Consider the following 26,295-nt stretch of genomic DNA (forward strand, 5'->3'; position numbering starts at 1 on the left):
CTCACATCACCTTCTCTGCTTGATCCATAAAGGTTGTATAAATTTCTTCCATAGCACTCACCGTCTGCTCCTGTGCAAATGCATGGGCTAAGGAGCGCCCCGCTTTTCCCATGAGGGGCAGCTGATCTCTTTTGTGATAAAGCTGGTGCAAATATTCAGCCAAGTCATTCACATCATGCGGTTTGACTAAAAAACCATTCACGCCATGTCTGATCAACTCACAGTGTCCTCTATTCTCTGTTGCAATGACCGGCTTTTCCGCAGACATCGCTTCAAGCAGATTCATGCCGAGCCCTTCTCTCAAACTAGTCGACACACATACATCACTCAAATGCATCCATTCCTCAATTTGTTTGCAAAAACCAGCAAAGTGGACATGCTTTTCAAGATGGAGCTCGTGAACCAGCTTTTCATACATCGGTCGCATTGCCCCTTCACCGGCAAACACGACCTTCACATTTGGTATTTTCCTATATAGCTGGGCACATGCTTTGATGAGCATCCCTTGGTTTTTATTCGCATTTAATTCGCCAGCGCACAGCACAATAAAATCTTCTGAAGAAAAGCCATGGACTGCACGAAGACGCTGCTTCTCTTTTGCAGTAACTGGTGCAAATCGTTTCATATCCACACCCATACCAGGAACATAGTAGACAGATGCCCGTTCTTTTGATAGACGATCTGCTCTTTTAAAATCCTCTCCATTAATGGTGATCAAAGCGTCTGTATGGCGGGCGAGCCATCGCTCAATCGGATAATAGAGCAGCCAGTTTTGAAGCGGCGCTCCTTGCCAAAAGTGAAAGCCATGTGCTGTGTAAAGAACCTTCGTCCCTTTTTTGCGCGCGCTTTTGGCTGCAAGTCTGCCAATTACACTTCCCATTGGTGTGTGGCAATGGATGAAGTCGTAGTGCTCTTTCGCTAACAGCTTCTTCAGCTCCACATACGCAAACCGGTTGTGCACATGAAAAGGAGAGCGCTGAATCGGAATTGAGTGCGCTTGATCCACATAGGGAAGCTCCAGCTGACCATTTGCCGCTGTATGCACTTCCCATCCTTGTTCCTGAAACCACCGGAAATACGGAAGGTGAAATGCCTTAAAATGATAGTCAACCGTTGCGCAAAACAAGACTTTTTTCTTCATCGGCAAGCGCTTCCCCCTCTCTTGTCATCTGTTCAGACAACAAATCATGCGATTCGATGGCAGCAAACAATGCTTCTCTCATTTGCTCTTCACTCATCATGTCAAATTCATGGATAAAGCGGTTCAGCACATATGGATCCCCATCCAGCGCATGGCCGATATGAATTTTCGGGAAAATTTGTTCCTGTGCTTTTTCATGCTGGTTGAGTAGTTCCTCATACATTTTCTCCCCAGGGCGAATGCCTGTGAACGTAATCGGAATCTGGTCTGTGGTGTAGCCTGAGAGGTGAATGAGGTTTTCTGCGAGGTCAACAATTTTCACTGGCTCCCCCATATCTAATACAAAAATCTGTCTTCCTTCTGCCAAGGCACCCGCCTGAATGACAAGTCTCGATGCTTCTGGAATGGTCATAAAATATCTTGTCATGGCTGGGTGCGTGACCGTGACCGGCCCGCCTTGTTCGATCTGTTTCTTAAAAATTGGAATGACGCTTCCCCTGCTTCCGAGTACATTTCCAAACCGAACCGCGACAAATTTTGTGTCACTGCTTGCCCCCATTTGCATGATCAGCATTTCAGCAAATCGCTTTGTGGCGCCCATCACATTGGCAGGATTGACCGCTTTGTCAGAGGAAATGAGGACGAATGTTTCAATGCCATGCTCATGTGCAGCTTCTGCGACATTTTTTGTCCCGATAATATTGTTTTTCACTGCTTCTTTTGGACTGATCTCCATGAGCGGGACGTGCTTATGTGCCGCAGTATGATAAATCATATCCGGCTGAAACTGACCAACGATTTCACTCATTTTCTGTTTATCTTGGATATCCGCAATTTGCGGATAGAGACTGATGGTGTCCCCATAGATTTCTTTCAGCTCTAGTAAAATAGAATGAATGCTAAATTCTCCATGTCCCACAAGCACAATCGCTTGAGGAGCAAACACACAAATTTGACGACAGATTTCTGACCCAATCGATCCGCCTGCCCCTGTGACCATGATGGTTTTCCCCTTTAAATGGACAGATAGACGGCTCGAATCTAATTGAATCGGTTCTCTACCTAATAAATCCTCTGGCTGTACATCTCGTAATTGATTCAGCGCATGGGTTCCTTTTAAAATCTGCTCCATCTCCGGCATGATCTGTGTCTTGATCCCAGTCGCTACGCATTCCTTATACAGTCCTTTTAACGTATGGCTGCTTTTGGACGGAATGGCGATGATGATCTTTTGAATATCCATCATCACAACAGCTGTTTGAATCTGTTCTTTTCCACCTAGAACAGGCAGTCCCATGATTTCAAGCCTATGCTTCGTCTTGTCATCATCTATGAAGGCGACTGGCTCAATATGTACATCACTCGATTGCTGAAGCTGACGAACGATGATGGTTCCAGCTGATCCGGCGCCAATGATTAAGGCCCGCTCCTTTTCTACCTGCAGCCGCTTTGCCCCATCATGTAATAGCCGGGACGCCATTCGAGATGCACCGATGAATAATACGTGAAAAAGCCACACGATGAATAAAAAACGGAAGGGCCATGTCTGCACGAAAAGGTACAGCATTGCCATTGAAAATAAAAAAGAACATACAAAGGTCTTCATTAAAGAAAATAGCTCTCTTACCCCTGTATAAGCCCATACTTGCTTGTACACGTGAAAAATATACGAAAACAAATGGTGCCCAATGAGTAGACTGAGCGAAGAAATGACGAGCATTTCAAATGTATAAACAGTTAACGCCGCTTCTTGGACAAATTGAAAACCAAAAAAGACAGCCACTAAGATGAGATATGAATCTAGTGCCACGATGATTGATAATCTTTGGGCGTAAGTCAACGCTCCTCCCCCTTTTTAAAACATCACTATTCTTACGTAAAATGGGCATCAAACCCGTCCTCACATCCCACTATTGATGACGAGCATCTAAGGCATTGGTCATGCCCACAGCAGGATCGAGTGCCTCCATTGTTAAAGATTAGGAGACATCACCTATCAATCTTGTTAATACATATACAGCCTTCCCTTTTTCTCTTTCTTGCCATTTAGCATAGCCCCAAGCAGTTTACCTGTTGTCCCGTCTAACACTTCTTTTGATTTCTTGACCGCAGCTATCTTGGTTTTGCCGCTTAAGACAACAAGAATGCTTCCATCTGTCCGGTTCGCCAGGATCTTTGCATCGGCTACTGGCAGAAGCGGCGCAGAATCAACAATCACCATGTCATATTGCTGTTCAATTTCATAAAACAGCTGCTTCATGACAGAAGAGGAGAGCAGCTCAGCTGGATTCGGCGGAATGGTTCCACTCGGAAGCAGCTCTAAATGTTCAATAGGTGTGGGTAAAATAGCTTCCTCCAAGCTGCAATTATTTAATAGCACATTGGTCAAGCCCGTGTGATGACTCAGGTCAAAATATTCATGAACAGCCGGCTTTCGCAAATCAGCATCCATTAGCAGCACCCGCTTTTTCTGCTGTGCAAAAACAGCTGCTAGATTTGCAGCCGTAAATGATTTCCCTTCCTTCGGCAAGGAGGATGTCACCAATATGGATTTCAGCCTTGTTTGGATTGATGTGAATTCGATGTTCGTTCGGATCGTACGAAATTGTTCTGCTATGACAGAGTGAGGATCTAATACAGAAATACAGGATAAATCTCTCTTTTCTCTTTTCTTTCTCTTAAAGATCAATGTTCTGTCCTCCCGTTATGACGGACTGCTTGTCTTTTTTTGCCCTCCTGTCTGCCTGCATCTGATAGACGCTACCGAGCGACGGCAATCCGATCTCTTCTCTTATTTGATGTGTTCGTTTTACAGTATCATCGAGTAGGTTCATTAAGAAAATGAGTGTTATCCCCCCTAATAAAGAGGCGCCTAGTGCCAGTACGATATGAACGAATTTTCTTGAATTCATGAGAATCGTATTGGACAGCTTGGCTTCAGACAAAACATTAATGCGATCCATATTCATGGTTTTTTTGATTTCTTCTTGCAGCACCTCTGTTGCAGTATTCGCGATGGCAACTGCCTTTGCGCGATCCTCATCTTGCACAGAAATATTGATGACCTCAGACTCATTTTCTGTACTTGTGGCAATTTTGTGTTTTAATCCTTCAGCTGATTCTGTGAGATTGAGTGTTTCTTTTACTTTTTCAATGACGATCGGACTTTTTAATAAAACTTGAAAGGTACGTGTATATTGAAGGTTCATCTGAATATCGTTTAAGTTCGCTTGTGCGTCATTGCTGCGTTTATGAACAAGAATTTGAGTGGTTGCCTGATATACAGGAGTCGAGACATAGAACTGATAGTAGGCTGAAATGCCCGTTACGATCAGGACAATCAGGATCAGAAGGGCCATTTTCTCTTTAATGACAGAAAACAGCTGCTTAAAACCTATATTCTCATTCATAGATACCTCCCGATTTCATCATAAAAAGGTTATATATGGTTTCTTTTTGTTAATGATTGGATTATAAAAGATAATACCCGCAAAGAAAAATGTCATAATAGGTCTTATAGTTCTTTTTAAAGAACGAAATCGTTCGTTTTCTTTTGTTTACTTCCTAATTCTTACGTTTTTGAATTTTATAAAGAACAATTTATTTCTTATAATGAACGAAAAGGTCGCAGTACGATTCGCCAGGAAGAAGGGATGATCGAATGATAGGAAAGGTGATACGCATTTACCGAAAGAGGAAGGGATACTCCATTCAGCAGCTGGCTGAAGATGCCCATGTTTCTAAATCGTATTTGAGTAAGATAGAGCGTGGTGTCCACAGAAATCCATCTGTCCAGTTTTTAAAAAAGGTATCCTCTTCGCTAGAGATTGATTTACAAGAGCTATTTGATGCAGAGACGTTGATGTTTCATGAGTCTGAGAGTGGTGAACACGAATGGCGGGAGCATATCGTCAATGCCGTCCAATCCGGCATGCCAAAAGAAGAACTCTATCAGCTGCTCCAAACGTACCGAAAGGAGCAGGAAGAAAAGACGTTACATGTCACTCATAGAAAGTTGACGGATTCGAATATAACAGAGTGGAAGCGTCTGATGAGTGAGGCGAAAGCTATCGGCTTAAGCATTGAGGAAGTAAAAGCATTCCTCGCCAACATGGGAGAACGACGGGCGTAAGCCTTTCAGGAAGAGTCAAATTGCGGGGAGAGGCGTTTGACGCTTCGCTGAAAAAGAGCCTTTTATCATGAAAAGGCTCTTTTTCCTCTTATTCTGCTTTTTTTGTTCGTGCTTTTTTCGTTATATCATTGTTTTTCCAATAGGCCCAGAGAGATGTAATTCCAAGAAAGACTAACGTGATGAATTGCTGAATACCTTCTTCATCAATAGGTATTGGGCTTTTTCCCGCAGCGGTTAGCGCACTGTTGACAAGCGCGAGCAAAAGCAGCACAAGCCTTGCGATTGTACCTGCACTAATTTTTTGAACTTCCAACTGTAACCCCTCCCTTTCTTCCCCTTCACGGGCGGTACGGCTCGTTCTCTCTCATATGTATGCAAAAACCGAAAGAATAGAAGACCGGATCAAAAAAAGAGACATCATGCCTATATAAGGAATGATGCCTGATTTCATCTTATTTTGATGTAGAAAACATCTCTTTCGCTTCATCCAATGCCATTTTATTGCCTAGTGCTGAGTAATCGAGCCATGGCTGATCGGCAATCGGATAGACTTGATTGTTCTTCACAGCTTTTAGACCCTTCCAAATCGGCGTCTTTTCTAATTGCTTGAATGCCTGCTGCGCTTTATCATCACGGTTCACAACGACAAAGATAGCATCTGCATCATAGTCAGGAAGAACCTCTTGAGAAATCACTTCAAATGGCCGCTTGCTGTCCAGTTTCTTCACCCCATCGACAGGTGTGAGGCCTAAATCCTCATACAAAATTGGACCCATTGGGCGCTTCATGCTAAATACTCGAAGCTCCTTTGCCGTCACACGGATCGCCATTACTTTTCCGTTTCCAATCTTTTGTTTGATGAGCGATTTGACTTCTTTTGCTTCTTGATTGTAATCCTGAATATATTGATCGGCTTCTTTCTCTTTATTGACGAGCTTGCCGATTTTTTTCAAATGATCGCGCCAAGTGCCGTTATTTAAATTAAACACTTCTGTTTTGGCAATTTTTTTATATTTCGATAAGTCTTGTCCAGCTAGTTCTTCATCGACATAAATAACATCTGGTTTTAATGCAAGCAGCGACTCCATATCAGGATCGGCTGCGATGCCCAGCTTCTTCGTACCACTCAGCTGCTTTTTGGCATGTGGAAGAAAATCTTTTAAATCCCCTCCTACAACAGAGCCTGCTGGCTTGATACCGAGAGCTAATAAGTCATTCGTTAAATGAATAGACAAGGAAGCAATTTTCGGTGTTCCATGATCATTTTGAGTTGCTTTATTCTTTGTTTCCTGTTGACCACAAGCGGCAAGCAAAATAAAACAGAGCGTTAAACCAAGCACAAGTAATTTTTTCATGATGAGTTCCTCTTTCTTGTTTATTTCGTTTTTGTTAATAAATAGAGAAAATAAGGAGCGCCGATAAAAGCCACAACGACACCCGCTGGTATGGCATTTGGGGCAAAGATGGAACGTCCAATTGTATCGGCACTGACCAAAATCAACAAGCCAAGCAGCGCACTAACCGGTAAAAAGTATTGATGAAGCGAGCCGACAAGTCGCCTTGCCAAATGCGGGGCGACAAGTCCAATAAAACCAATACCGCCTGTCATCGAAACACTTGCACTCGCCAAACCAACAGCTAAGGTCAGCAAAAGGAGACGCTGACGCTGAACACGTACACCTACACTTGAGGCGACAGCATCTCCTAATGTCAACGCATTGAGCGTGCTTGACTGCATCAGCGTAAGCGGCACAAGGCATACAATCCAAGGCAGAAGCGCTAACACATGAATCCAATCTCTCCCCCAGACATTTCCGACAAGCCATCTTGAAGCAAATGTGTAAGTATCTTCATCTAGCTTCAATGACAAAAATAATGTCAAAGCACTGAATCCCGCTGCAACTGCAATTCCTACTAGGATCAGCCGGATGGGAACGAGCCCTTCCTGCCGGTCATACGCCAAAAGCACAATGACCGCTGCCGCAAGTAACCCTCCGCCAAATGTAAAGAGCGGAATAAGAAGAGAGGGATTGCCTTCTAGTGCGTGGAAATACGTCACAAACACGATTAAGCCAAATGCGGCGCCTGCATTCAGTCCAATAATCCCTGGATCGGCCAGCGGGTTACGAGATAAACTTTGCAAAATGCCTCCCGCCATACCAAGACCAATTCCCGCTAGCATCGTTACCACGATTCGAGGCAGACGATAGTCAAACAGCACCGTTTCACTTTGAAAATCTCCAAAGCCGAATAACGTTTTGACGACTACAAGAGGATTTAGTTTTAGCGTACCGGTATTTAAGCTATACAGCACAACAGCCACACTTAAACAAAGCAAAACGACTGTCACAACAAGAGCCCGCTGTTTCTCTCTCATGACAGGTTCCTCCCTTCTTTTCTGGCAATATACAAGAAGAAAGGAACACCGACAAGTGCCACCATCACGCCAATGGCAAGCTCTCGCGGCGGATTAACGGTGCGGCTGGCAAGGTCAGCAAAGACAAGCAGCACCGCGCCTAATATCGCTGACATCGGAATGACGAAACGATAGTTTATACCAACCAGCTTTCGTGCGATATGCGGGATGACAAGACCGACAAACCCAATGGAGCCGACTGCTGACACAGAAACCCCTGCTAATAATACAGCAGCTACCATTCCTAGTATTCGCACTTGTCGCGTTTTCACCCCTAAATTTGCCGCTACATCTTCACCAAGCGACAGTAGCGACAATGACCGTCCTAATAGCATCGCCCATACGATCACTATGAGAATGACCGGAGCAAGAATTGTCAGCTGCGGCCATTTCACACCAGCCACGCCGCCTGCATACCAAAACGCAAGATCCTGACTTAAGTCAAAATAAATCGCGATTCCAGAGCTAAGTGCATGAAGCAATGCAGCCACAACGGCTCCTGCTACAGTTAAGCGCAGCGGTGTCAAAACGCCGCCTGCCGCACCAATCGCAAAGATCAGCAGCGTACTGAGCACTGCACCAAAAAAGGAAGACAACATAAGTGCCGAATAAGGGATGCCTGGGAAAAAAGCAAAACAAAGAGCGACCACAAACATCGCACCGCCATTGATGCCCAAAATTCCCGCATCGGCCAGCGGGTTTCTTGTAATCCCCTGCATGAGCGCACCCGCTACGGCAAATGCCGCTCCAACAAGAGCTGCTCCTAAAACACGAGGAAGTCTTAACTCATGGATGATCTGCTGCTCTGTGACATCTGACTGATAGTCAAATACAGCTGTCCAAACCGTTTGCAGAGACAATGTTTTGGCACCATATGACACAGCCAAAAACATAGCAACAGCCAAACTAAGGACGGCGAGAAAAAATATCAAAAAGAACAGAATATATGATGATCGTTTTTGTTGAGGTGTTCGCTTATCCTGCAAAATCGGTGTCATCCTTTTCTTCATTAAAAGTCTGTTTGAAAATGAGAATCATAATCATCAAAATTATATCTGCCTGCCTCTCAAAAATCAATGTACACCTCATTTTTTAATTAATGAAGGTATGCAGGTGACAGTGTCATACAGTGTCTTTGCTCGTTTGAAATGGCCTATCATTTTTTCTCATAGTTTAATAGGAAAATAGTTGACATTCCGCCTGAATATCCTCTAAAATGACAAAAGTAAGTCAAATGTTATAAAAATATTACAAACAGATGTCAAACTGATAAAGAATGACCCGTCTTGAGAGGAGATTTGAACGTTGTGTCATTAAAGGGAAAATGGAGTATCGGCCTATTTGCACTTGCGATCGTCATTGGAGTCGTTGCTTTCTTTCAGAATCAACAAGCAAGTGGGACCGAGAAGAAAAATGTAAAGCAGGATACGAACTATAAAAACGTCGAAATCGTTACTCTCGTAAATGACGGGAAATTTATGAGATATGCAGTCAACTATCCTCTTTTTCATCAAAAAGAGCTAGATGACAAGATTCAAAGCTACGCAAATTCAGCTTTAGAGCATTTCAAAAAGACGTTTAGTGAAGCCAAGGACGTCGATGAAAACAAACGCTTTGAACTGAATATTGATTATGATATGGTGCATTATGCGAAGCAGTCGGCTGCTATTCGCTTTACGACTTATACCTATACAGGTCAGCAAAATGGGACCACCAATCATCTCACAATCAACTATGATTTTCAGAAAAAAACCTTTCTTGACACAAAAGATTTATTTCTACCTAAAACCAACTTTTTAAAGAAATTATCCTACATTACATATTCAGAGCTTCAAAAGGACAAAACCTTATCTAAGGATCAGACGCTCCTTCAGAAAGGAACAGCCCCTACTGCCCAAAACTTCAGTCAATTTGCCTTGAAAGAGAAATATGTAGAATTTTATTTCCCAGCATCTCAAGTAGCCGGCGAGGATCTTGGTCCCCAAACACTTGCGATTAAAAAGACGCTGCTGAAAGATATAATGAAGCCAGAATATATGAATAAAACCAAAAATCAAAATGAAATGAAAGAATCAAATCCGAAAAGAAAAGCCGTCAAGCTGCCGCAAAAATCAAAGCTTGATCCAAATAAAAAAGCCATCGCCCTCACATTTGATGATGGTCCGAACCCAGCGACCACCTCAAAGATTTTAGAAGCACTGAAGGAAAATAAAGGACATGCGACCTTTTTCGTATTAGGCAGCAGGGTGCAGTATTATCCTAGTATGCTTGCCGATATTCTAAAAGGCGGGAATGAAATCGGAAACCATTCTTACAGTCATCCTTTATTAACAAGACTGCCTTTAAAGGAGGCGGTAAAACAAGTGAAGGACACTCAGAAGCTGATTGAGAAAGCGAGCGGGTATACACCTACGCACTTTAGACCGCCATATGGTGGAACAAATCAAGACATCAATCAAGCGGTTGGGATGAAGGTCTCTTTATGGGATGTTGATCCTGAGGATTGGAAAATTCGCAACAGCCAGCAGATCACAAACCACGTTCTTTCACATGCAGCAGATGGCAGAACGGTGTTAATGCACGATATTTATGACAGCTCAGCTCAAGCAGCAGTGAAGATCATTCATGAACTCACCAAACAAGGCTATCAGCTCGTCACCGTCAGTGAGCTTGATCAATTAAAAAAAGAACGACATGAACAAGCCCCTGTGCAATAAACACAGGGGTTTTCTTTATGACTCCAAAGATTTCTTTTGTTTCAATAATGCTTGAAATGTCTCCTCCAGCTCCTGAGACGGCTCAATACTTAACCGGCTGAGCACTTCAGACAGCTGTAAATCAATTAACAGAAGCTCCTCTTCTCTTTGGGTCACAGCTGGTTTGTCGCCTTTTTGTTTATACGCTTCATATGTTCCACAAAAAGCTTCAATACGCTTTTCATGAACATGGAAAATGCGAGTCGCCACATTCTCAATCAGTCTGCGATCATGGGAAACGAACACAACCGTACCCGGGTAATCCTTCAATAGACCTTCAAGCGCTTCAACTGCCGCCAGATCTAGAAAGTTCGTCGGTTCATCCAGCATGAGAACATTGGCATCGCTGACAAGCAAGGACGCCAGCATGGTCTTCACCCGTTCTCCTCCGCTTAACACCCCGACAGGTTTATACACGTCATCCCCTCGAAACCCAAGTCTCGCTAAAACCGTTCGTACCACTGTCTCATCTTGAACTGCCTCTTTCAGCGCATTTTGTAAAATCGATTCATCTACCTTTAAGCCTGAAAGATCCTGACGAAAATAGCCGAGCTTGACAGCGTCTGAGCGAGAAACTCCGGGATGTCCATTTACCAGCATTCGGAGAAATGTCGTTTTCCCGCTCCCATTCTTGCCAATGATGGCGACCTTGTCCCCGCCTCTCACTTCCACATTCGCCTGCTTCCAAAGCAATTGATCGCCCGCCTTGCCATCTACATTTTTCACTCGCAAAATGGTACGGCTCGCTACTTCCTTCATTGTGTGCTGCGTCATTTGAATGGGCTGAATGTCTTTTACTTTCTCAACCTTTTCTAATTTCTCCATCCTTGTTTCAATCGATTTGGCTGTTTTTTGCAGCTTTTTTTGCTTATTTGCATAGTAGGGCTTTGCAATTTTTGGCCCTGAGGATTTCAGCTTTTGGGATGGCTTTGTCGCTTTGTCGGCTTTTTTCTTTTTCTTTTCTAGCGCATGCTCTAACTGTTTTTTCTTTTGAGTATAAGCTTCGTACGCTTCCACCTGCTGACGATGCGCCAGCTCTTTTTGCTGTGCAAATTGCGTGTAGTTGCCTTTGTATTGATTGAGCTGTCCATGATCCAGCTCCCAAATCTCCGTACATACCGCATCTAAAAAAGCACGATCATGTGAAACGACAATGAGGGCTCCTTGATAATTGTTCAGCTTCTCTTCCAGCCACTCAATGTGCTCTGTATCTAAATGAGTCGTTGGTTCATCTGCTAATAAAAGGGCAGAAGGACGGTTTAACGCGCTTTCAATATACGTCTGGGTCATCTCACCACCACTCCGTGTGCCATCCGCTTGTTTTAGCTGAGGAAGCAGTGTGCAGGTCGTTGTGGCGGCAAACGTGCCACTGTCTGGTGTCTCTTGCCCCGCGAGCACATGCAATAACGTCGTTTTCCCGCTTCCATTTGCCCCGACAAGTCCAATGCGGTCACTTTGATGGATGGCAAGCTCCTCGATATCAAATAACAATCGATCTTTTCGAAAAACCTTTAACTGATTGGCTTTTACTAACATCCAACCCTCTCCTTTCGTATCAGGAGACATGAAAAAGCCTCCCATTCTCAGAATAGGAGGCAAAATGGTGTACAAAAATAAGCGGATCAATTCCAGATGACGTGCCGTTCCTATCTGAACACACACATCCCCCGTATCAATCTTCTCATTCTTTGATTCCCAAGCTGTACCATCCTATTCCGAAGCTAAAAAATGAAAACGCAGCAAACATGGCAAACCAATCGTTTGCTCACTGCCTTCGTTTTTTCATTTTGCTTACAGGTCATAGGATTAGTACTTCATTGCATTGGGTCACCCTTCCGTCGTTTGTTACGTTTACAATAAAAGATTGGTTATTTTTTGTCAAGCGGAAATGGCACAGGTGAGTCCATTCAATTCAGCGTAATAGAAAACCTTTGAAGTCTTGGAAGGACTGGTACCGAAGCGGAGCGAATTCCACTTTCACGCACGTCAGACACCAAATGCGTGGGTTTACCTACACGCTAACAGACTCATGATTGAGTCTGTTTCGTCTGCATCCATTGATCAATCGCCCGCAATGCTTTATCTGTTCCTCCTGCTGTTTGGAAGCTTTCTTCAATTTTTTCGATTCCAGCACGGTACGTGTTACTTCCCAGAACAGATTCCACGGTTTCTCTTAGCTGCTTTGCTGTCAGCTGTTCTTTATCAAGTGCACGGGCAGCAGATAGCTCGGTCAGTCTTTGTGCGACCATCGGCTGATCTTTGTCGACAGGAATGACAACCATCGGAACGTGATAATGAATGCCTTCATTGACACTGTTCATTCCGCCATGCGTCACAAACACATCTGTCAGCTCAAGCACTTCAAGCTGCGGCACATAAGGCTCAATCAGAAAATGAGAAGGTGCTTCTTTCAAGAGAGACCGATCCACTTTTTCACCTGTTGCGAGCACCACTTTTCCATCAAAATCGGCAAAGGCATCAATACACATATTAAAAAATGCATCTGTATCCCCAAGAACGGTGCCCATCGAAATAAAGACGACTTTATCTTGCTCAAGTGCTTCCAGCGGGAAATCATGCTGATCTGCCCTTTTTAGAAAGCTCGGTCCAATGAAAACAAATGAATCGTTCACTGCATCGACAGACGGCTGAAAATACTCACTTGTATACACGATATTCAGTTCTCCGCGATTTTTCATGAATTGCATCAAACGCGTTGGCTGAACGCCAAAACGCTCTTGTATGCTTTCTAACAGATGATCGGCTTTCTCATCTTTTCTGTATAGCGGTGTATCAAAATGCGCCTCTTGCAGCACAAAGGATGGGTTTGAACCGATCCCTGGAATTTGTAAATAATCTCGAACAAGCTCCCCTGCCCCAAACATATCAAAATAGACAAAATCAAATGAATGCTGCTGAGAAAGTATTTCCACCACCTCTAAAATATCAAATGATGTTTGCAGCATGGCATGAAAGAATGGCTGCATGGAATCGAGATTTCCTTCATCCACGTGTAATGTCCGAATATAGTCTGGATGTTTATGTACGTGAGCGCCTAAGCGTTTGATTCGTTCCTCATAATGTACAGTTGTGACCGCATGCACTTCATCTCCACGATCCGCCCAAGCTTTGATGATCCCTAACATAGGATTCACATGCCCTTCAGCGGGAAATGTAATCAATAAAATCTTCGCCACAAGAAATCCCTCCTCATTGTCAATTCTCTTCCATGTTAATCATATACAGCCAGCAGGCTCAACAAATACGCCTGTAAAGGGAAGAAATGAGTCTTATGGCTAGTATTTTAAGAGATGACTAGAAGAAAAAAGACAAAGCCCCAAGTTAAGTGCTTTGTCCCTTTTCTATTATTTTTTGAGCAGCATTTGTTTAAACGCAGCAGACTGTTTTTCAATTGAGATCGGATCTGCATAGATAAATTCATTGATTGAAGTTGAAGAACATTATTCAAACATTAAAATTTTGAGGTCTTTATTGTAACAGTGAACAAGCATAGCATGTAATTGTCCCCTATGATGATATACATGTGCTAATATTTCTAACAACCATTCATACCTTGTATATGTCACACCCCAATATGAAGTGGTACGAGACAGTAATTCTGTGTCCGATAATTTCATATAATTATTTTTTAATGAATGAAAGTTAGTCATTAAGCCATTTTCTATCGACTTTAAAGTTCTATATGATACATTAGCATAAAACTTTTCCATCTCTTCTTGGGTAGCCTCATTAGCAATACGCCAGTCCGCTTCACAAATGATCGCAATGTGTTCCAGCAACTCTCCGATAGACTGCTTATGAGGTGTTGGTTTTTTTTGTAAATCATCTTCTTCTAATTGACTTACTATTTCTATTAATGTTTTAACAGCTACTTCAATTTGATGTAAAACACTTTCACAATTCATGAGTGCCCTCCTTATTAAAGGATTCTGCCCTTTTAGTTGAACAAGCTTTGAGAATATTGTTGATTCAATGATTTTAGACTCCAATTATAGATTAACTTTACTTAATCACTATCATAAAAAAAATTTGTCTTTTTAACAATTTTACTCCGTGCTTTTTGGTACAAAATGAACTACTTCACTTAAACGATGATAAATAGTGAAGTTCCTCTCAATTTACTCACACAATACCACTCATAAAAAAACAAAAAACCCTTTATTTCAAAGGGTTTTCAGCTTTTTCATAAATGATAAATCGAATCCTATCGGATACTATAGACGCGCTCGGAGGGATTCGAACCCCCGGCAGACGTGGTACCGGAAACCACCGCTCTATCCAACTGAGCTACGAGCGCACGATATGTTTTTGAACGTCAGCATATCAAATTATAAGGGAAATGCTGCAAGAAAGCAATGATATTCTGATGACTTCAAAGAAGAAGCCTGCACCGAAAAGATGCAGACATGTCGACTTATGCACTTTTAACAGATGCAATAATTTTTCGTTCCATGTTTTCATTTACTTCATCCACTGTTTTGACAAGACAAATGATCCCATCAATAAATGGCCAAATGAACAATGTCAACCATCCTAGTAGAAGCATGGTCACTGCATAGCCTTTCTTTTCATCAAGATAAAAACGATGAACAGCAATAGCTCCAAGGAACCACCACAAAATAAATACAACTAATTTCGACTTTTTTTTGGCTTGAAGTTCAGTTGATACAACAATACGCTGTTGATCAGTCAAACTACTTTTCTCCAAAAGATTATCCACTATTCTTCCTTCTTTCTGACTATATATAATAATAACATAGGTAATATTACCTCATAACAGAAAGTTTTACCATATTTTTTTAAAACTTTTCCATGGTTTAAGAAAAATAAATTTTGGGAAAAATAACATGTGGCTGTCGAATTTTTTGATTGCGTTTTGTTTGACCTTTATTGACCAAAAATGTATCATTGAATTACATACTTACCTAAAAGGTGAAGGAGGAACATTATGAATTTAATACCTACAGTCATTGAACAAACAAATCGTGGGGAAAGAGCTTACGACATTTATTCTCGTCTTTTAAAAGACCGTATTATCATGCTTGGTTCTGCGATCGATGACAATGTTGCCAACTCCATCGTGTCACAGCTGCTTTTCTTAGAAGCTGAAGATCCAGAAAAAGATATTTCTATCTACATTAACAGCCCTGGCGGTTCAATCACAGCTGGTATGGCCATTTACGATACGATGCAATTTATTAAACCAAAGGTATCAACCATTTGTATTGGTATGGCTGCATCTATGGGTGCGTTCCTGCTTGCTGCTGGTGAAAAAGGTAAGCGTTATGCTCTTCCAAACAGTGAAGTCATGATTCACCAACCACTAGGTGGTGCCCAAGGTCAAGCAACAGAAATTGAAATTGCGGCAAAACGAATCCTTTCTTTACGCGATAAACTGAACCAAGTACTTGCTGAACGGACTGGTCAGCCAATCGAAGTCATTGAGCGCGATACAGATCGTGACAACTTCAAAACAGCAGAAGAAGCACTTCAATACGGACTCATTGACAAAGTCTTGACCCGTAATTCAGAAGAACAAAAATAATATAACAAAACAAACCGTCTGCTCCTTGAACAGACGGTTTTTTGTGGTTGAAATACGCTTTACTTTAAGACAGCTCCGTCCATTTCTGCTGAAGAGATGGTGTTTGATAAGAAGCCATCTGCGTGATTAATTCCTCCGGTTCGCTGGAGGCATGTAACAATTGGAGGTGTGATTCATTCGAGAAACCTTCCTGTACACTAAACTTCACCATGTCAATGAGCGGATTGAAATAGTCATTCACTTGATACAAGCCGATTGGCTTTTGGTGAATGCCGATTTGTGCCCAGCATAGCACCTCAAATAATTCTTCATATGTACCAAAGCCGCCTGGCATCGCAATAAATCCATCAGCCAGCTCACTCATTTTCGCTTTTCGTTCATGCATTCCCGTTACCTCAATTAACTCTGTCAGCTCTTGATGTACAACTTCTCCTCTAAAAAGCCCCTTAGGCATAACTCCAATGACTTGCCCGCCATGTCTTAAGACCTCATCTGCAATGGCACCCATCAATCCAATTCGTGAACCGCCGTATACAAGACGGATGTCATGCTCTGCCATATAAGTCCCCAGCTCTACAGCCTTTTCTTTGTACACGTCCTTCACGCCTGGATTCGAACCAGCAAACACACAAATCGTTTTCATCAAAACAGCTCCATCTCTCTCTATGATTTCTTCACCCACTCATTCTACTATAATTGTTTTTAAAAAAACAGCCGCTTCATCTATATATAGTGTAAAATCAAAAGGTGCACACCATATAAGGAGCTGTATAAAGAGAATGCAAACAAATGAGATGGAGAAATGGATCAAGGATTTTTACAAAAAGAGAAATTGGACAGAATACGGACCGTTTATCCGGTTAGGGTTCCTGATGGAAGAAACAGGAGAACTCGCTCGCGCTGTTAGAGCCATCGAGATCGGACGTGACCGGCCTGACGAGCAAAAACAAAAATCATCTGAGTTGAAGAAAGAACTCGTTGAAGAAATGGGAGATGTGTTAGCGAATCTACTTATTTTAGCCGATCTCTATGATGTCACAGTAGAAGAGATTTTCTCCTCTCATCAACAGAAACTCACAAAGCGTTTTTCAGAACTGAAAAGCACGTGACCACATCGTCACGTGCTTTTTTCCACCTTTATAGCTGCTGTGGTGAGATATCATCTGTTCGTTCAAAGAAATGCTGTTTTCCAATATGATGGAAAAGACCTGTTCTGTGCAAAAGCTCTTTCGGCTGTGATTGAAGTCCGACAATCATCAGCTTGCCATTATGATGCTTTAACCGATTGGAGATATTCATCAGCACCGCTTCTGCTGATGTGTCCATATAGTTGACTTTATTCATGAGCAGAATGAGCGTTTTCGGCTTTGTCTGAACATGGTCAAGAATCGAATTTTCGAGTGAATCTGTTGTTCCGAAAAACAGCGGCCCTTCAATGGCGTACATACTGATGCCTTGCTGGTCTGTCTGTTTTTCTAAAGCAGCTGCTGTTTCCATCTGGGGAACCGCAACGTTTGGATGAATGCTGGTCGTCTGGCTCATTTTTTTGATGAAAGCGATAAAGGCTAAAATGAGACCTGCGGTGACGCCAATAATCAAATCACCGATGACCGTCAGCAGGAAGGTCACAACAAGTACAAGGGAATCCGCATTTTTCACTTTTACAATATTGATAAACTCTTTTTTCTCACTCATATTCCAAGCCACAAACATTAAAATCGGTGCCATCGCAGCAAGTGGAATCATCGACGCATATGGCGCAAAGAGCATTAAGATGAGCAGCACGACGACGCCATGCACAACACCTGAAATCGGGCTTGCTCCGCCATTTTTGATGTTTGTTGCCGTACGGGCAATCGCCCCAGTCGCCGGAATTCCTCCGAACAGCGGTGCCGCCATATTGGCGATCCCTTGTCCGACAAGCTCCTTGTTGCTATCATGCTTAGAGCCTTTCATATTATCAGCAACCATTGCGGACAAGATCGATTCTACTCCGCCTAAAAGCGCAATGACAATCGCTGGAGGGAGGAGGTAGATCATTTTTTCAATCGTTAATTCAGGAAAAGCAAAGCTTGGCAGCTGACGAGGAATTTCCCCATATGCCGAGCCGATCGTTTCAACTTGTCCTTGGAAAAAGAGAACAGCTAGAAACGTTGAAGCCAATAGACCTAATAGAGCACCAGGTATTTTGGGAATGTATTTTTGTGCCACCAAAATCACAATAAGCGCAATAACAGCTGTGATGATGGCAAGACTGTTTGCGGTACCGAGATGGACCACAATTTCTCTCATATTGAGGAAAAAGCTTTCATGCTTTTCAACACCCTTTAATCCGAGGAAATTGGCAATCTGTCCTGAAAAAATAATGACAGCAATGCCAGCAGTAAAGCCGATGATAACCGGACGAGGAATAAATTTCATGAGCTTCCCTAGTTTGAATATCCCGAATAATACAAGCATACACCCTGCCATAAAACCGGCAATGAGTAAGTTTTCGATACCGTATTGGCTGACGATACCAAATAAAATCGGAACAAACGCCCCAGTCGGCCCGCCGATCTGATACTTTGAACCACCAAACAATGAAATCAAAATGCCGGCAACGATGACTGTGTATAATCCATATTCTGGTCCGACACCAGATGCAATGGCAAAAGCCATGCCTAAAGGAATTGCCACAACGCCCACGACAAGCCCAGCGATTAAATCACGTCTAAATTTTGATGAATTATATCCTTCAAATCTTCCATAAAAACGCATGGTATGTGTTGGCCTCCTTCAAGTATGTGTAGATGATTTAGGTATACTGCGCATCAATCTGATTATCTTTCACAACGACATCCAGCTTTCCCGTTGCTGGATGAATGACAAGTCCATGAACAGCCACATCACTTGGCATCAATGGATGCTCTTTAACCAATTTCACACTTTGGGACACGCTCTCTTCAACCGAATCAAAGCCTGTCAGCCATCCCTTTAAATCAACTCCTGAGTTTTTCACAATGCTCAAACATTTCTCTTCAATGCCACGCGCTTTCGCCTTTTCAAGTAAAGGATCTGCCGCAAGACCTGCCATTCCGCATTCATGATGTCCTACAATGCATACCTCTTCTGCCTTTAGCTCATAGATTGCTAGCAGAATACTCCGCATCACACTGCCAAAAGGATGTGTTACGATGGCGCCCGCATTTTTAATGATCTTCGCATCACCGTTACGTAGCCCCATGGATTGCGGCAATAATTCCAAAAGACGTGTATCCATACAAGTTAATATGACGAGTTTCTTTTCAGGAAATTTCCCCGCTTTGTAAGGCTCATAATGTCTCTCTTGTACGAACTTTGAATTGTGCTGAAGAATCTGTTCTAATTTTGATCCCATCCTGCCATCTCCCATCTTTTTATAAGTCACGTAAGCTCCTGCCTGTCCTCCTTTTCTTTCGTGTGTTCTCAAGCATAAAGATGAAAAATGATAGAAAAAAAAGAAAAAAATGAGAAAACGATGAGAAGAAATGTGATCATTTTCTCTCATTTACGCTTCATCGCAAGGGGGACGCGGTCTTCCTTTCAATCTATCGTTCTCTACTCGCCAAAAGACGATGAAATGGTTTAGTAGAAAACGACCTTCCCGTTTAATATGTTTCAAATATAATCATTTTTCTATCAAAAAATCTCGATCTATTTTCCAGTTTGTCAGATAATCTCTCAGAAAAACCGGCTTTTTCATATGTCACAACTCCTATTAGCTGATTTTCATCTAAGTAAAAAATGCATCAGATGGCATATGAATACCCTTTTTCACTAAGAAAATGTCTCTCTTTTCCGTTATTTTAGTATATTAAATATTGAGCAGATAACCTTCAAACGTGTTCAGCCGAAATGGTTGCTTTATAATAAAAGGAGCAAGATGATCATGTGAAAGGAGCGAGTTGACAATGAAACCACACATTTTTGTCGCCAAACCATTACCTGCTTCATTTGAGGAAATACTAAAGGAACATTGTACATATGAGGTGTGGCAATCCAAGGACCCCATTCCAAAAGATATTTTGTTTCAAAAACTGCAGCATGCTGATGGTCTTTTAACGTCTGGGACGAAAATCGATCAAGAGCTATTAGATCACGCACCAAAACTCAAAGTAGTGAGCAATAACTCTGTCGGCTATGACAATTTCGATATAGAATTGATGAGCCAAAGAGGCGTAATTGGTACACACACGCCTCATACACTCGACCACACTGTGGCTGACCTTGCATTTTCACTCATTCTTTCCTCTGCACGAAGAATTGCCGAGCTTGATCGTTTTATCCGTGAGGGGAAATGGACGAAATTTGTACAGGAAGAGGATATCTTTGGCATCGATGTCCATCATCAAACGCTTGGCATTATTGGCATGGGACGAATCGGAGAGCAAGTTGCCAAACGAGCTGCACATGGTTTTGATATGAATGTTCTGTATCATAACCGCAGCCGGAATGAAAAGGCTGAATCAGCATATGGCGCTTTATATTGCACACTTGATGACCTGCTAAAGCAAGCTGATATCATTGTGTTGATTACACCGCTGACCGATGAAACGTATCATATGATTGGCGAACGAGAATTGAAGTTAATGAAGCAAACGGCTTTATTTGTAAACATCTCCCGCGGGAAAACAGTGGACGAAAAAAGCCTCATTCAAGCGCTTCAAGAGGGATGGATCAAAGGCGCAGGTCTTGATGTGTTTGAACAGGAACCGCTTCAGGAGAATCATCCTTTCAAAGAAATGAACAATGTCACCCTTGTTCCCCACATCGGTTCCGCTACTGAAACAACACGGGATCTTATGCTGAAACGAGCCATTCATAATGTGATTCATGGAATTGATGGCAAAGCCCCTGTAGATATTGTGAAGGAGCTTGCTTCATCTTAATCGGAAAAGACGCAGGATTCAGAGCTGCGTCTTTTTATTAATTTCATCAGAAGAATATCAGGAGAAAAGCCTCATTTTAGCAAAGATCCTGTTTCTTTACATTTCCTTCATATTCGGGTGCTATAATATGAGGTAGACAAGCATCAAGAGGACAGCTTCCGATTTCCTTAATAGGAGGATGAAGATGAAAAAAATCAGTTCGGTTTTTACTATGTTTGCTCTGATCGCTGCTATTCTGTTTTCTGGTTTTATTCCGCAGCAAGCCTATGCCGAAACACCACTTACACCGACCGCCACAAATGAAACAGCTTCTGTTCAACTGACATCAGATGTTCATACCCTTGCCGTCATTAATACGTTTGATGGTGTAGCCGATTATTTGATTCGCTACAAACGACTGCCTGATAACTACATCACAAAATCACAAGCAAGTGCTCTTGGATGGGTGGCATCAAAGGGAAATCTAGCAGAGGTTGCCCCAGGCAAAAGCATCGGTGGAGATGTTTTCTCTAACCGGGAGGGACGTCTTCCTTCAGCAAGCGGCCGCACATGGCGTGAGGCAGATATCAACTACGTCTCAGGCTTCCGCAATGCTGACCGCCTCGTGTATTCAAGTGACTGGCTCATTTACAAAACAACAGACCATTACGCGACATTCACACGGATTCGATAATCAATCAAAAAACAGCCCCATTTGACGCAGGGCTGTTTTTTGATGCCACTTATGGCAGCAGGGTTTTCACGTATTCCTCAAAAGGCAGAGACAGCGGTTTTTTCGACACTTCTTCATGTTCATGTATAGTGACATGATTCTCGGTGACGATTACACGTCCTGTTGGTGTGAGCTTTGAAGCAAGCGGTCTTTTGTTAAAAGGAGAGGCTTCATTTTCATAAATCTCCTCTCTCATTTGGACCAATGTAGACTCTCTCACCTCTTCCAATGTAAATGCATAGCCTGTTTCAGCGCCTTCTCCTCTATCTAATTGGACAAGATGCGTACCTTTTTCGGTTTTCTCTTCTTTGACTCGAAACCGAATAGACGCTCCTTCCACCCATTCTTCAGTAAAGGGTACAGGCTGTAGAGGTAAATTCACACCAAAACCCGCATCAATCAGATACCGTTCGTTGTGATGATTCAACGTCATGGCTACGTGCGTACCATCAATTGCCCATGTGCCCGCTTCCTTGTTATACACGGTCCCTTGAACGAGCTGTACAGCGAGTCCTGCCTCTTTTAACACATAATATAAAAGAGGATTGAGATCGTAACAAAGACCTCCTCTGCCTCCTTCAAGAAGATGCTCTTTCAATCCTTCTTGATTCAAGGCATAGGATTGTTTGTTCAGCACAGATCTATTTTCAAATGGAAAGGTGTAGGCCATCTTTTTTAATAATGCAGGCAGGTCATCAAAGGTGATGGACTGGCCTTCGTATCCGATCTTTTGTAAAAATGCTGATTGCATCATGTTCATTCCCTTCTAAAAAAACTGAGTCTGTGAAGAGACTCAGTTTTCTTGATTGATAAAATCCGTTAACGCATCAATGGCTTCTTGTTCATCCGCACCATCTGCTATCAGTTTGACAGTGATCCCAGAGCTGATCGCAAGGCTCATGAGACCCATAATGCTCTTCGCATTGACTCTTTTTCCGTCCTTCTCTAGAAAAATTTCAGCCCCAAAGCGATTCGCTTCCTGTACGAACAAAGCAGCGGGACGTGCCTGCAAGCCTGTTTTCAACTGGATGGTGACCGTTTTTTCCACCATATGATCTGCCTCCCTTTTTCATTCTCCTATTTAAGTGTAACAGCTTGTCCGTTTCGTAATTGTTCTGCAATTTGATCTAGCTTTCTTAAGCGGTGATTAATGCCTGATTTGCTGATCTTGCCGCTTTCCACCATTTCTCCCAATTCCTTTAGCGTGACCTCTTGATAGTCGACTCGCAGCTTTGCAATTTCTCGCAGCTTATCTGGCAGGGCATCAAGTCCAATTTTTTCATCAATGAATTGAATGTTCTCGACCTGGCGCAGGGATGCACCAATCGTTTTATTCAAGTTTGCTGTTTCACAATTGACGAGCCGGTTCACGGAATTCCGCATATCACGGACGATCCGAACGTCTTCAAAGCGAAGAAGTGAATTATGCGCACCTACAACACTTAAGAATTCGGTGATTTTTTCGGCTTCTTTCATATATGTGATGTAGCCTTTTTTACGCTCAAGTGTTTTACTGTTGAGATGAAATTGGTTCATCAGCTCACAAAGGGCATCATTGTGTTCTTTATATAGTGAAAAAATCTCAAGGTGATAGGAAGACGTTTCTGGATTATTTACAGAACCGCCTGCTAAAAAAGCACCTCTCATATAGGAGCGCTTACAGCATCTTTTCTTTACAAGCTCTTCTGAAATATTACGCTCAAATACAAATTGCTCACCTAATATTTTCAAATCCTCTAAAATGGTTTTCGCTCGTTCTACCAGTCTGACAATATACACATTATTCTTTTTTAATCTCATTTTCTTACGAACGAGCAGCTCGACTGTGACATCATATTTCTTTTTTAGCAGCGTATAAATCCGTCTTGCGATAGCTGCGTTCTCTGTTTGTATATCTAGAATTAATTTTCGATTAGAGAAAGATAATGAACCGTTCATACGGATGAGGGCAGAAAGCTCTGCTTTTGTGCAGCAGTCCTTCACGTCCAGATTAGTCAGCTCTTTTTTTGTTTCGGATGCAAATGACATCCTTGCCACCCCCATTCCTATTTTTTCTTATGCAGCAGGTCGACAAGCAGCGCGGCTACTTTCAGCGTGTCGTGACGAATCACATGCTGGTCGTATGTAATGATTTCCCCAGGGATGACTTCCAGTCCCATTGCCTTGAGTACATCTGTGTCGAACTGTACAGGCTGTGCCTGTTCTTCTGCATATTTTGCTTTGATCTCTTCTGGAATTTCTTTATTGTTTACAAAAATGGTATCAATAAATGGACGAACCATATGATCGTTTAATGCCTGCACATGATCAGCTGCACTGTAGGAAAGCGTTTCCCCTGGCTGCGTCATGACATTGCAAATATACACTTTTTTCGCCTTAGAACGAATCACTTCTTCGCCAATATGCGGTACAAGCAAGTTTGGCAAGATACTTGTATACAAGCTGCCAGGTCCAATGACGATCAAATCAGCTTCACGAATGACTTGAATCGATTCTGGGAGCGGCTCAATCGTATTGGGTGTGAGGAACACTCGTTTAATTCGCTCACCATAGGTTGGGATTTTTGATTCTCCTGTTACCACTTGCCCATTTTCTAATTCAGCATGTAGAACAACACTTGAATTCGCTGCTGGCAAGACTTTTCCTCTCACATTTAAGACCTTGCTCATTTCTGTGACGGCATGAAAAAAATCACCGGTTATATTTGTCATGGCCGCAAGAATGAGGTTGCCAAGAGAGTGGCCTGTTAAGTCATTCCCTTTGTTAAAACGGTGCTGAAATAAGTCTTCTACAAGCGGTTCAACATCAGAGAGAGCTGCAAGGACATTTCGAATATCGCCTGGAGGCGGAATATTCAAATCATGCCGCAGTCTGCCTGAGCTGCCTCCGTCATCAGCAACCGTTACAATAGCGGTAATGTCCACTGGCTTTGTTTTTAGCCCTCTGAGCAAAACAGATAAGCCAGTGCCCCCGCCAAGAATGACCACCTTTGGAAGTGTCGTCATCTATTTTCTGCTTCTCTTTTCAATGTCCCGGTGAGTGACATGAGTGTAGTAGTCATTTTTAAAATACTCCGATAAGTAGTTCGCTAGCGTCACTGATCGGTGCTGTCCGCCTGTACAGCCAATAGCGATCACAAGCTGGCTTTTTCCTTCTCGTTTATAGGACGGAAGCATAAAGCTGAGAAGGTCAATTAATTTCTCTGTGAATTTTTGTGTCTCGCTCCATTTCATTACATAGGAGCGCACTTCTTCATCGTTTCCAGTCTGTGGACGCATGCTCTCAATATAGTAAGGATTCGGCAGAAATCTCACATCAAATACAAGATCAGCATCAATCGGCAGACCGTATTTAAAACCGAAAGACATCACATTCACTGTAAACACCTGCCCTTGGGTCGTGGCAAAGTGCGCGACAATTTTTTCTCGAAGCTGTTTTGGTTTTAAATCCGATGTATCAAAAATCATTTGAGCCCGACCTTTTAACTCTTCTAACAGATCGCGTTCCATTGCGATTCCTTCGAGCGGCAAACCTGTAGTCGCAAGAGGATGCGAACGTCTCGTTTCTTTGTATCTTGAGACAAGCACCTTATCGTTTGCATCTAGAAATAATATTCTTGGTGTGATCCAGCCAAGATCACTCATTTCATCTAAGGCTGCAACTAAGCTGTCAAAGAATTCTCGTCCGCGTAAATCCATCACAAGGGCGACCTTGCTCATCTTCGAATTCGAATCCTTCATGAGTTCTAGAAACTTTGGTAAAAGTGATGGCGGCAAGTTATCTACACAGAAGTAACCTAAATCTTCAAAGCTTTGAATGGCAACGGTTTTCCCCGCACCTGACATTCCTGTAATAATCACAAGCTGAATATCTTCTTGTTTGTGCGTATTCATGCCTGCTTCCTCTCCTTCTTTATAAAAACGGTTCATGTATTAGTCTCCTTGAGGATCTAACCGATAAGCAATCAATTCAAAATCAGGTGTATACGTAAAAGTACCGTGAAGAAGTCCTTTTCCCTTTAGCATGAAATCAAGAATATGGGAATCCCCTGGTGCCATCGGTAAATGCGGCACATCCTTTACTTCATGCCACTTTAAAATGCCTTCCTCTGACTCTGCCACGTTTTTTCCAGTAAATGAATCTGCCATAAAGGTGAACATCATCCACTCTTGAACGATTTGATCGCCTTCTTTTATGATAAAGGTAAAAACACCTTTTAACTGTGGATTTAAAATATAAATTCCTGTTTCTTCTCTATACTCTCGAACGACTGAATCCTTGACCGATTCTCCGCTTTCCATTTTTCCGCCCGGCGCTACCCACCAGCCTCGTCTTGGCTTTTGCAGCAAGAGAACTTGATCTTCGTGATGCAGCACACAATTGGTTACTCGTTGCATCAGCTGTCACCTACTCTTTTATGTCTTTAACTTATTATACAGGTTCATCCTGACTCCCACAATGAACATGCCCCTTCTTCACCGAAAACAGACCGAATTTCGTCTGAAAGAAGTGGCGGGCATTTTCTCTACTCTTTATTTTACAGCAATCAATGGTTCTCCATGCGTCATTTGTGAACATCTCATGAATTTCTGATTTTAAGCAAAAAAAAGGACACGGATTCTCATCCGTGCCAAACATGTATTCCTTATAAAAGGGGGTCAA

27 protein-coding genes and 1 tRNA gene are annotated in these 26,295 nt (G+C 42.5%); 6 read left to right on the top strand and 22 right to left on the bottom strand.

The window, feature by feature from the left end; all coding sequences use genetic code 11:
- Position 1: 1 nt before the first annotated feature.
- The 4 genes from QRN39_RS12515 to QRN39_RS12530 all read right to left on the bottom strand — a co-directional run bounded on the left by QRN39_RS12515 (position 2) and on the right by QRN39_RS12530 (position 4,551).
- The gene (locus QRN39_RS12515; RefSeq protein WP_284907355.1) at positions 2-1,141 is read right to left on the bottom strand and encodes a glycosyltransferase family 4 protein; all 1,140 of its coding nucleotides are present in this window, start codon (positions 1,139-1,141) and stop codon (positions 2-4) included.
- Positions 1,107-2,981 (bottom strand): polysaccharide biosynthesis protein, encoded by a 1,875-nt coding sequence (locus QRN39_RS12520; protein WP_284907356.1) that lies wholly within the window; start codon positions 2,979-2,981, stop codon positions 1,107-1,109. The genes QRN39_RS12515 and QRN39_RS12520 overlap by 35 nt, the downstream gene beginning before the upstream one ends.
- 165 nt (positions 2,982-3,146) lie before the next feature.
- On the bottom strand, positions 3,147-3,830 hold the full coding sequence (locus tag QRN39_RS12525; protein ID WP_003212774.1) for a CpsD/CapB family tyrosine-protein kinase: 684 nt from the start codon (positions 3,828-3,830) through the stop codon (positions 3,147-3,149).
- Positions 3,820-4,551: a YveK family protein gene (locus QRN39_RS12530; RefSeq protein ID WP_044138999.1), complete on the bottom strand. Its 732-nt coding sequence runs from the start codon at positions 4,549-4,551 to the stop codon at positions 3,820-3,822. The genes QRN39_RS12525 and QRN39_RS12530 overlap by 11 nt, the downstream gene beginning before the upstream one ends.
- A 251-nt stretch (positions 4,552-4,802) precedes the next feature.
- Here QRN39_RS12530 and slrR point away from each other — a divergent pair, with 251 nt between their 5' ends.
- Positions 4,803-5,273, top strand: a complete 471-nt coding sequence (gene slrR / locus QRN39_RS12535; protein WP_050944236.1) for an HTH-type transcriptional regulator SlrR — start codon at positions 4,803-4,805, stop codon at positions 5,271-5,273.
- A gap of 88 nt (positions 5,274-5,361) precedes the next feature.
- Here the strand turns inward: slrR and QRN39_RS12540 are convergent, their stop codons facing one another.
- From QRN39_RS12540 to QRN39_RS12555, 4 genes are all read right to left on the bottom strand, one after another.
- On the bottom strand, positions 5,362-5,586 hold the full coding sequence (locus tag QRN39_RS12540; RefSeq protein ID WP_003212682.1) for a phage holin: 225 nt from the start codon (positions 5,584-5,586) through the stop codon (positions 5,362-5,364).
- Between the two features lie 139 nt (positions 5,587-5,725).
- On the bottom strand, positions 5,726-6,631 hold the full coding sequence (locus tag QRN39_RS12545; RefSeq protein ID WP_284907578.1) for an iron-hydroxamate ABC transporter substrate-binding protein: 906 nt from the start codon (positions 6,629-6,631) through the stop codon (positions 5,726-5,728).
- A gap of 17 nt (positions 6,632-6,648) precedes the next feature.
- Positions 6,649-7,650 (bottom strand): FecCD family ABC transporter permease, encoded by a 1,002-nt coding sequence (locus QRN39_RS12550; RefSeq protein WP_050944240.1) that lies wholly within the window; start codon positions 7,648-7,650, stop codon positions 6,649-6,651.
- Complete coding sequence (locus QRN39_RS12555; protein WP_199852786.1) at positions 7,647-8,675, bottom strand: FecCD family ABC transporter permease; 1,029 nt, start codon at positions 8,673-8,675, stop codon at positions 7,647-7,649. Before QRN39_RS12555 ends, QRN39_RS12550 begins: the two co-directional genes overlap by 4 nt.
- 321 nt (positions 8,676-8,996) lie before the next feature.
- On the opposite strand from QRN39_RS12555, the gene QRN39_RS12560 reads away from it, so the two are divergent.
- The gene (locus tag QRN39_RS12560; RefSeq protein WP_284907357.1) at positions 8,997-10,406 is read left to right on the top strand and encodes a polysaccharide deacetylase family protein; all 1,410 of its coding nucleotides are present in this window, start codon (positions 8,997-8,999) and stop codon (positions 10,404-10,406) included.
- Between the two features lie 15 nt (positions 10,407-10,421).
- Here the strand turns inward: QRN39_RS12560 and abc-f are convergent, their stop codons facing one another.
- From abc-f to QRN39_RS12585, 5 genes are all read right to left on the bottom strand, one after another.
- Entirely contained in the window at positions 10,422-11,981 is a 1,560-nt protein-coding gene (abc-f, locus tag QRN39_RS12565) for a ribosomal protection-like ABC-F family protein (RefSeq protein ID WP_284907579.1), read from the bottom strand.
- Between the two features lie 491 nt (positions 11,982-12,472).
- The gene (locus tag QRN39_RS12570) at positions 12,473-13,642 is read right to left on the bottom strand and encodes a macrolide family glycosyltransferase (RefSeq protein ID WP_284907358.1); all 1,170 of its coding nucleotides are present in this window, start codon (positions 13,640-13,642) and stop codon (positions 12,473-12,475) included.
- A 264-nt stretch (positions 13,643-13,906) separates the two neighbouring features.
- Positions 13,907-14,371, bottom strand: coding sequence for a DinB family protein (locus QRN39_RS12575; RefSeq protein ID WP_050944245.1), 465 nt, complete (start codon positions 14,369-14,371; stop codon positions 13,907-13,909).
- 316 nt (positions 14,372-14,687) lie between these two features.
- Positions 14,688-14,763, bottom strand: a tRNA-Arg gene (locus QRN39_RS12580).
- A 117-nt stretch (positions 14,764-14,880) separates the two neighbouring features.
- Entirely contained in the window at positions 14,881-15,186 is a 306-nt protein-coding gene (locus tag QRN39_RS12585) for a TM2 domain-containing protein (RefSeq protein ID WP_050944247.1), read from the bottom strand.
- A gap of 228 nt (positions 15,187-15,414) precedes the next feature.
- Here QRN39_RS12585 and clpP point away from each other — a divergent pair, with 228 nt between their 5' ends.
- Positions 15,415-16,011, top strand: coding sequence for an ATP-dependent Clp endopeptidase proteolytic subunit ClpP (clpP, locus tag QRN39_RS12590; protein ID WP_024719872.1), 597 nt, complete (start codon positions 15,415-15,417; stop codon positions 16,009-16,011).
- A 64-nt stretch (positions 16,012-16,075) separates the two neighbouring features.
- On the opposite strand, the gene QRN39_RS12595 is transcribed toward clpP, so the two are convergent.
- Positions 16,076-16,654: an LOG family protein gene (locus QRN39_RS12595; RefSeq protein WP_034620142.1), complete on the bottom strand. Its 579-nt coding sequence runs from the start codon at positions 16,652-16,654 to the stop codon at positions 16,076-16,078.
- Positions 16,655-16,790: 136 nt separating this feature from the next.
- Here QRN39_RS12595 and QRN39_RS12600 point away from each other — a divergent pair, with 136 nt between their 5' ends.
- Entirely contained in the window at positions 16,791-17,120 is a 330-nt protein-coding gene (locus QRN39_RS12600; RefSeq protein ID WP_003213115.1) for a MazG nucleotide pyrophosphohydrolase domain-containing protein, read from the top strand.
- Positions 17,121-17,148: 28 nt separating this feature from the next.
- Here the strand turns inward: QRN39_RS12600 and QRN39_RS12605 are convergent, their stop codons facing one another.
- Complete coding sequence (locus QRN39_RS12605) at positions 17,149-18,771, bottom strand: SulP family inorganic anion transporter (protein WP_284907359.1); 1,623 nt, start codon at positions 18,769-18,771, stop codon at positions 17,149-17,151.
- A 37-nt stretch (positions 18,772-18,808) separates the two neighbouring features.
- Positions 18,809-19,390, bottom strand: coding sequence for a beta-class carbonic anhydrase (locus QRN39_RS12610; RefSeq protein WP_003213318.1), 582 nt, complete (start codon positions 19,388-19,390; stop codon positions 18,809-18,811).
- Between the two features lie 553 nt (positions 19,391-19,943).
- On the opposite strand from QRN39_RS12610, the gene QRN39_RS12615 reads away from it, so the two are divergent.
- Together QRN39_RS12615 and QRN39_RS12620 are read left to right on the top strand one after the other, a co-directional pair.
- Positions 19,944-20,921 carry a 2-hydroxyacid dehydrogenase gene (locus QRN39_RS12615; RefSeq protein WP_212045565.1) on the top strand — a complete coding sequence of 326 codons (978 nt, stop codon included), beginning with the start codon at positions 19,944-19,946 and terminating at the stop codon, positions 20,919-20,921.
- 232 nt (positions 20,922-21,153) lie between these two features.
- Positions 21,154-21,594 (top strand): ribonuclease, encoded by a 441-nt coding sequence (locus QRN39_RS12620; RefSeq protein ID WP_373466164.1) that lies wholly within the window; start codon positions 21,154-21,156, stop codon positions 21,592-21,594.
- Between the two features lie 49 nt (positions 21,595-21,643).
- Here QRN39_RS12620 and QRN39_RS12625 read toward each other — a convergent pair whose 3' ends face one another.
- From QRN39_RS12625 to QRN39_RS12650, 6 genes are read right to left on the bottom strand one after another with little or no spacing between them, the layout of a single operon-like run.
- On the bottom strand, positions 21,644-22,387 hold the full coding sequence (locus tag QRN39_RS12625; RefSeq protein WP_284907360.1) for an arylamine N-acetyltransferase family protein: 744 nt from the start codon (positions 22,385-22,387) through the stop codon (positions 21,644-21,646).
- 39 nt (positions 22,388-22,426) lie between these two features.
- Positions 22,427-22,684, bottom strand: a complete 258-nt coding sequence (locus QRN39_RS12630; protein ID WP_003212821.1) for an HPr family phosphocarrier protein — start codon at positions 22,682-22,684, stop codon at positions 22,427-22,429.
- Positions 22,685-22,710: 26 nt separating this feature from the next.
- Positions 22,711-23,661: a DNA-binding protein WhiA gene (whiA, locus tag QRN39_RS12635; RefSeq protein WP_003213321.1), complete on the bottom strand. Its 951-nt coding sequence runs from the start codon at positions 23,659-23,661 to the stop codon at positions 22,711-22,713.
- A gap of 17 nt (positions 23,662-23,678) precedes the next feature.
- On the bottom strand, positions 23,679-24,638 hold the full coding sequence (locus tag QRN39_RS12640; protein WP_044139390.1) for a gluconeogenesis factor YvcK family protein: 960 nt from the start codon (positions 24,636-24,638) through the stop codon (positions 23,679-23,681).
- Entirely contained in the window at positions 24,639-25,526 is an 888-nt protein-coding gene (rapZ, locus tag QRN39_RS12645; RefSeq protein WP_253622929.1) for an RNase adapter RapZ, read from the bottom strand.
- A gap of 39 nt (positions 25,527-25,565) precedes the next feature.
- A complete protein-coding gene (locus QRN39_RS12650; protein WP_284907361.1) occupies positions 25,566-26,030 on the bottom strand; it encodes an 8-oxo-dGTP diphosphatase in 465 nt (154 codons plus the stop codon).
- Positions 26,031-26,295: the final 265 nt, after the last annotated feature.

Origin of the sequence: Bacillus sp. lyk4-R2A-2 (genome assembly GCF_030209735.1) — a bacterium.
Classification (GTDB): domain Bacteria; phylum Bacillota; class Bacilli; order Bacillales; family Bacillaceae; genus Bacillus; species Bacillus pumilus.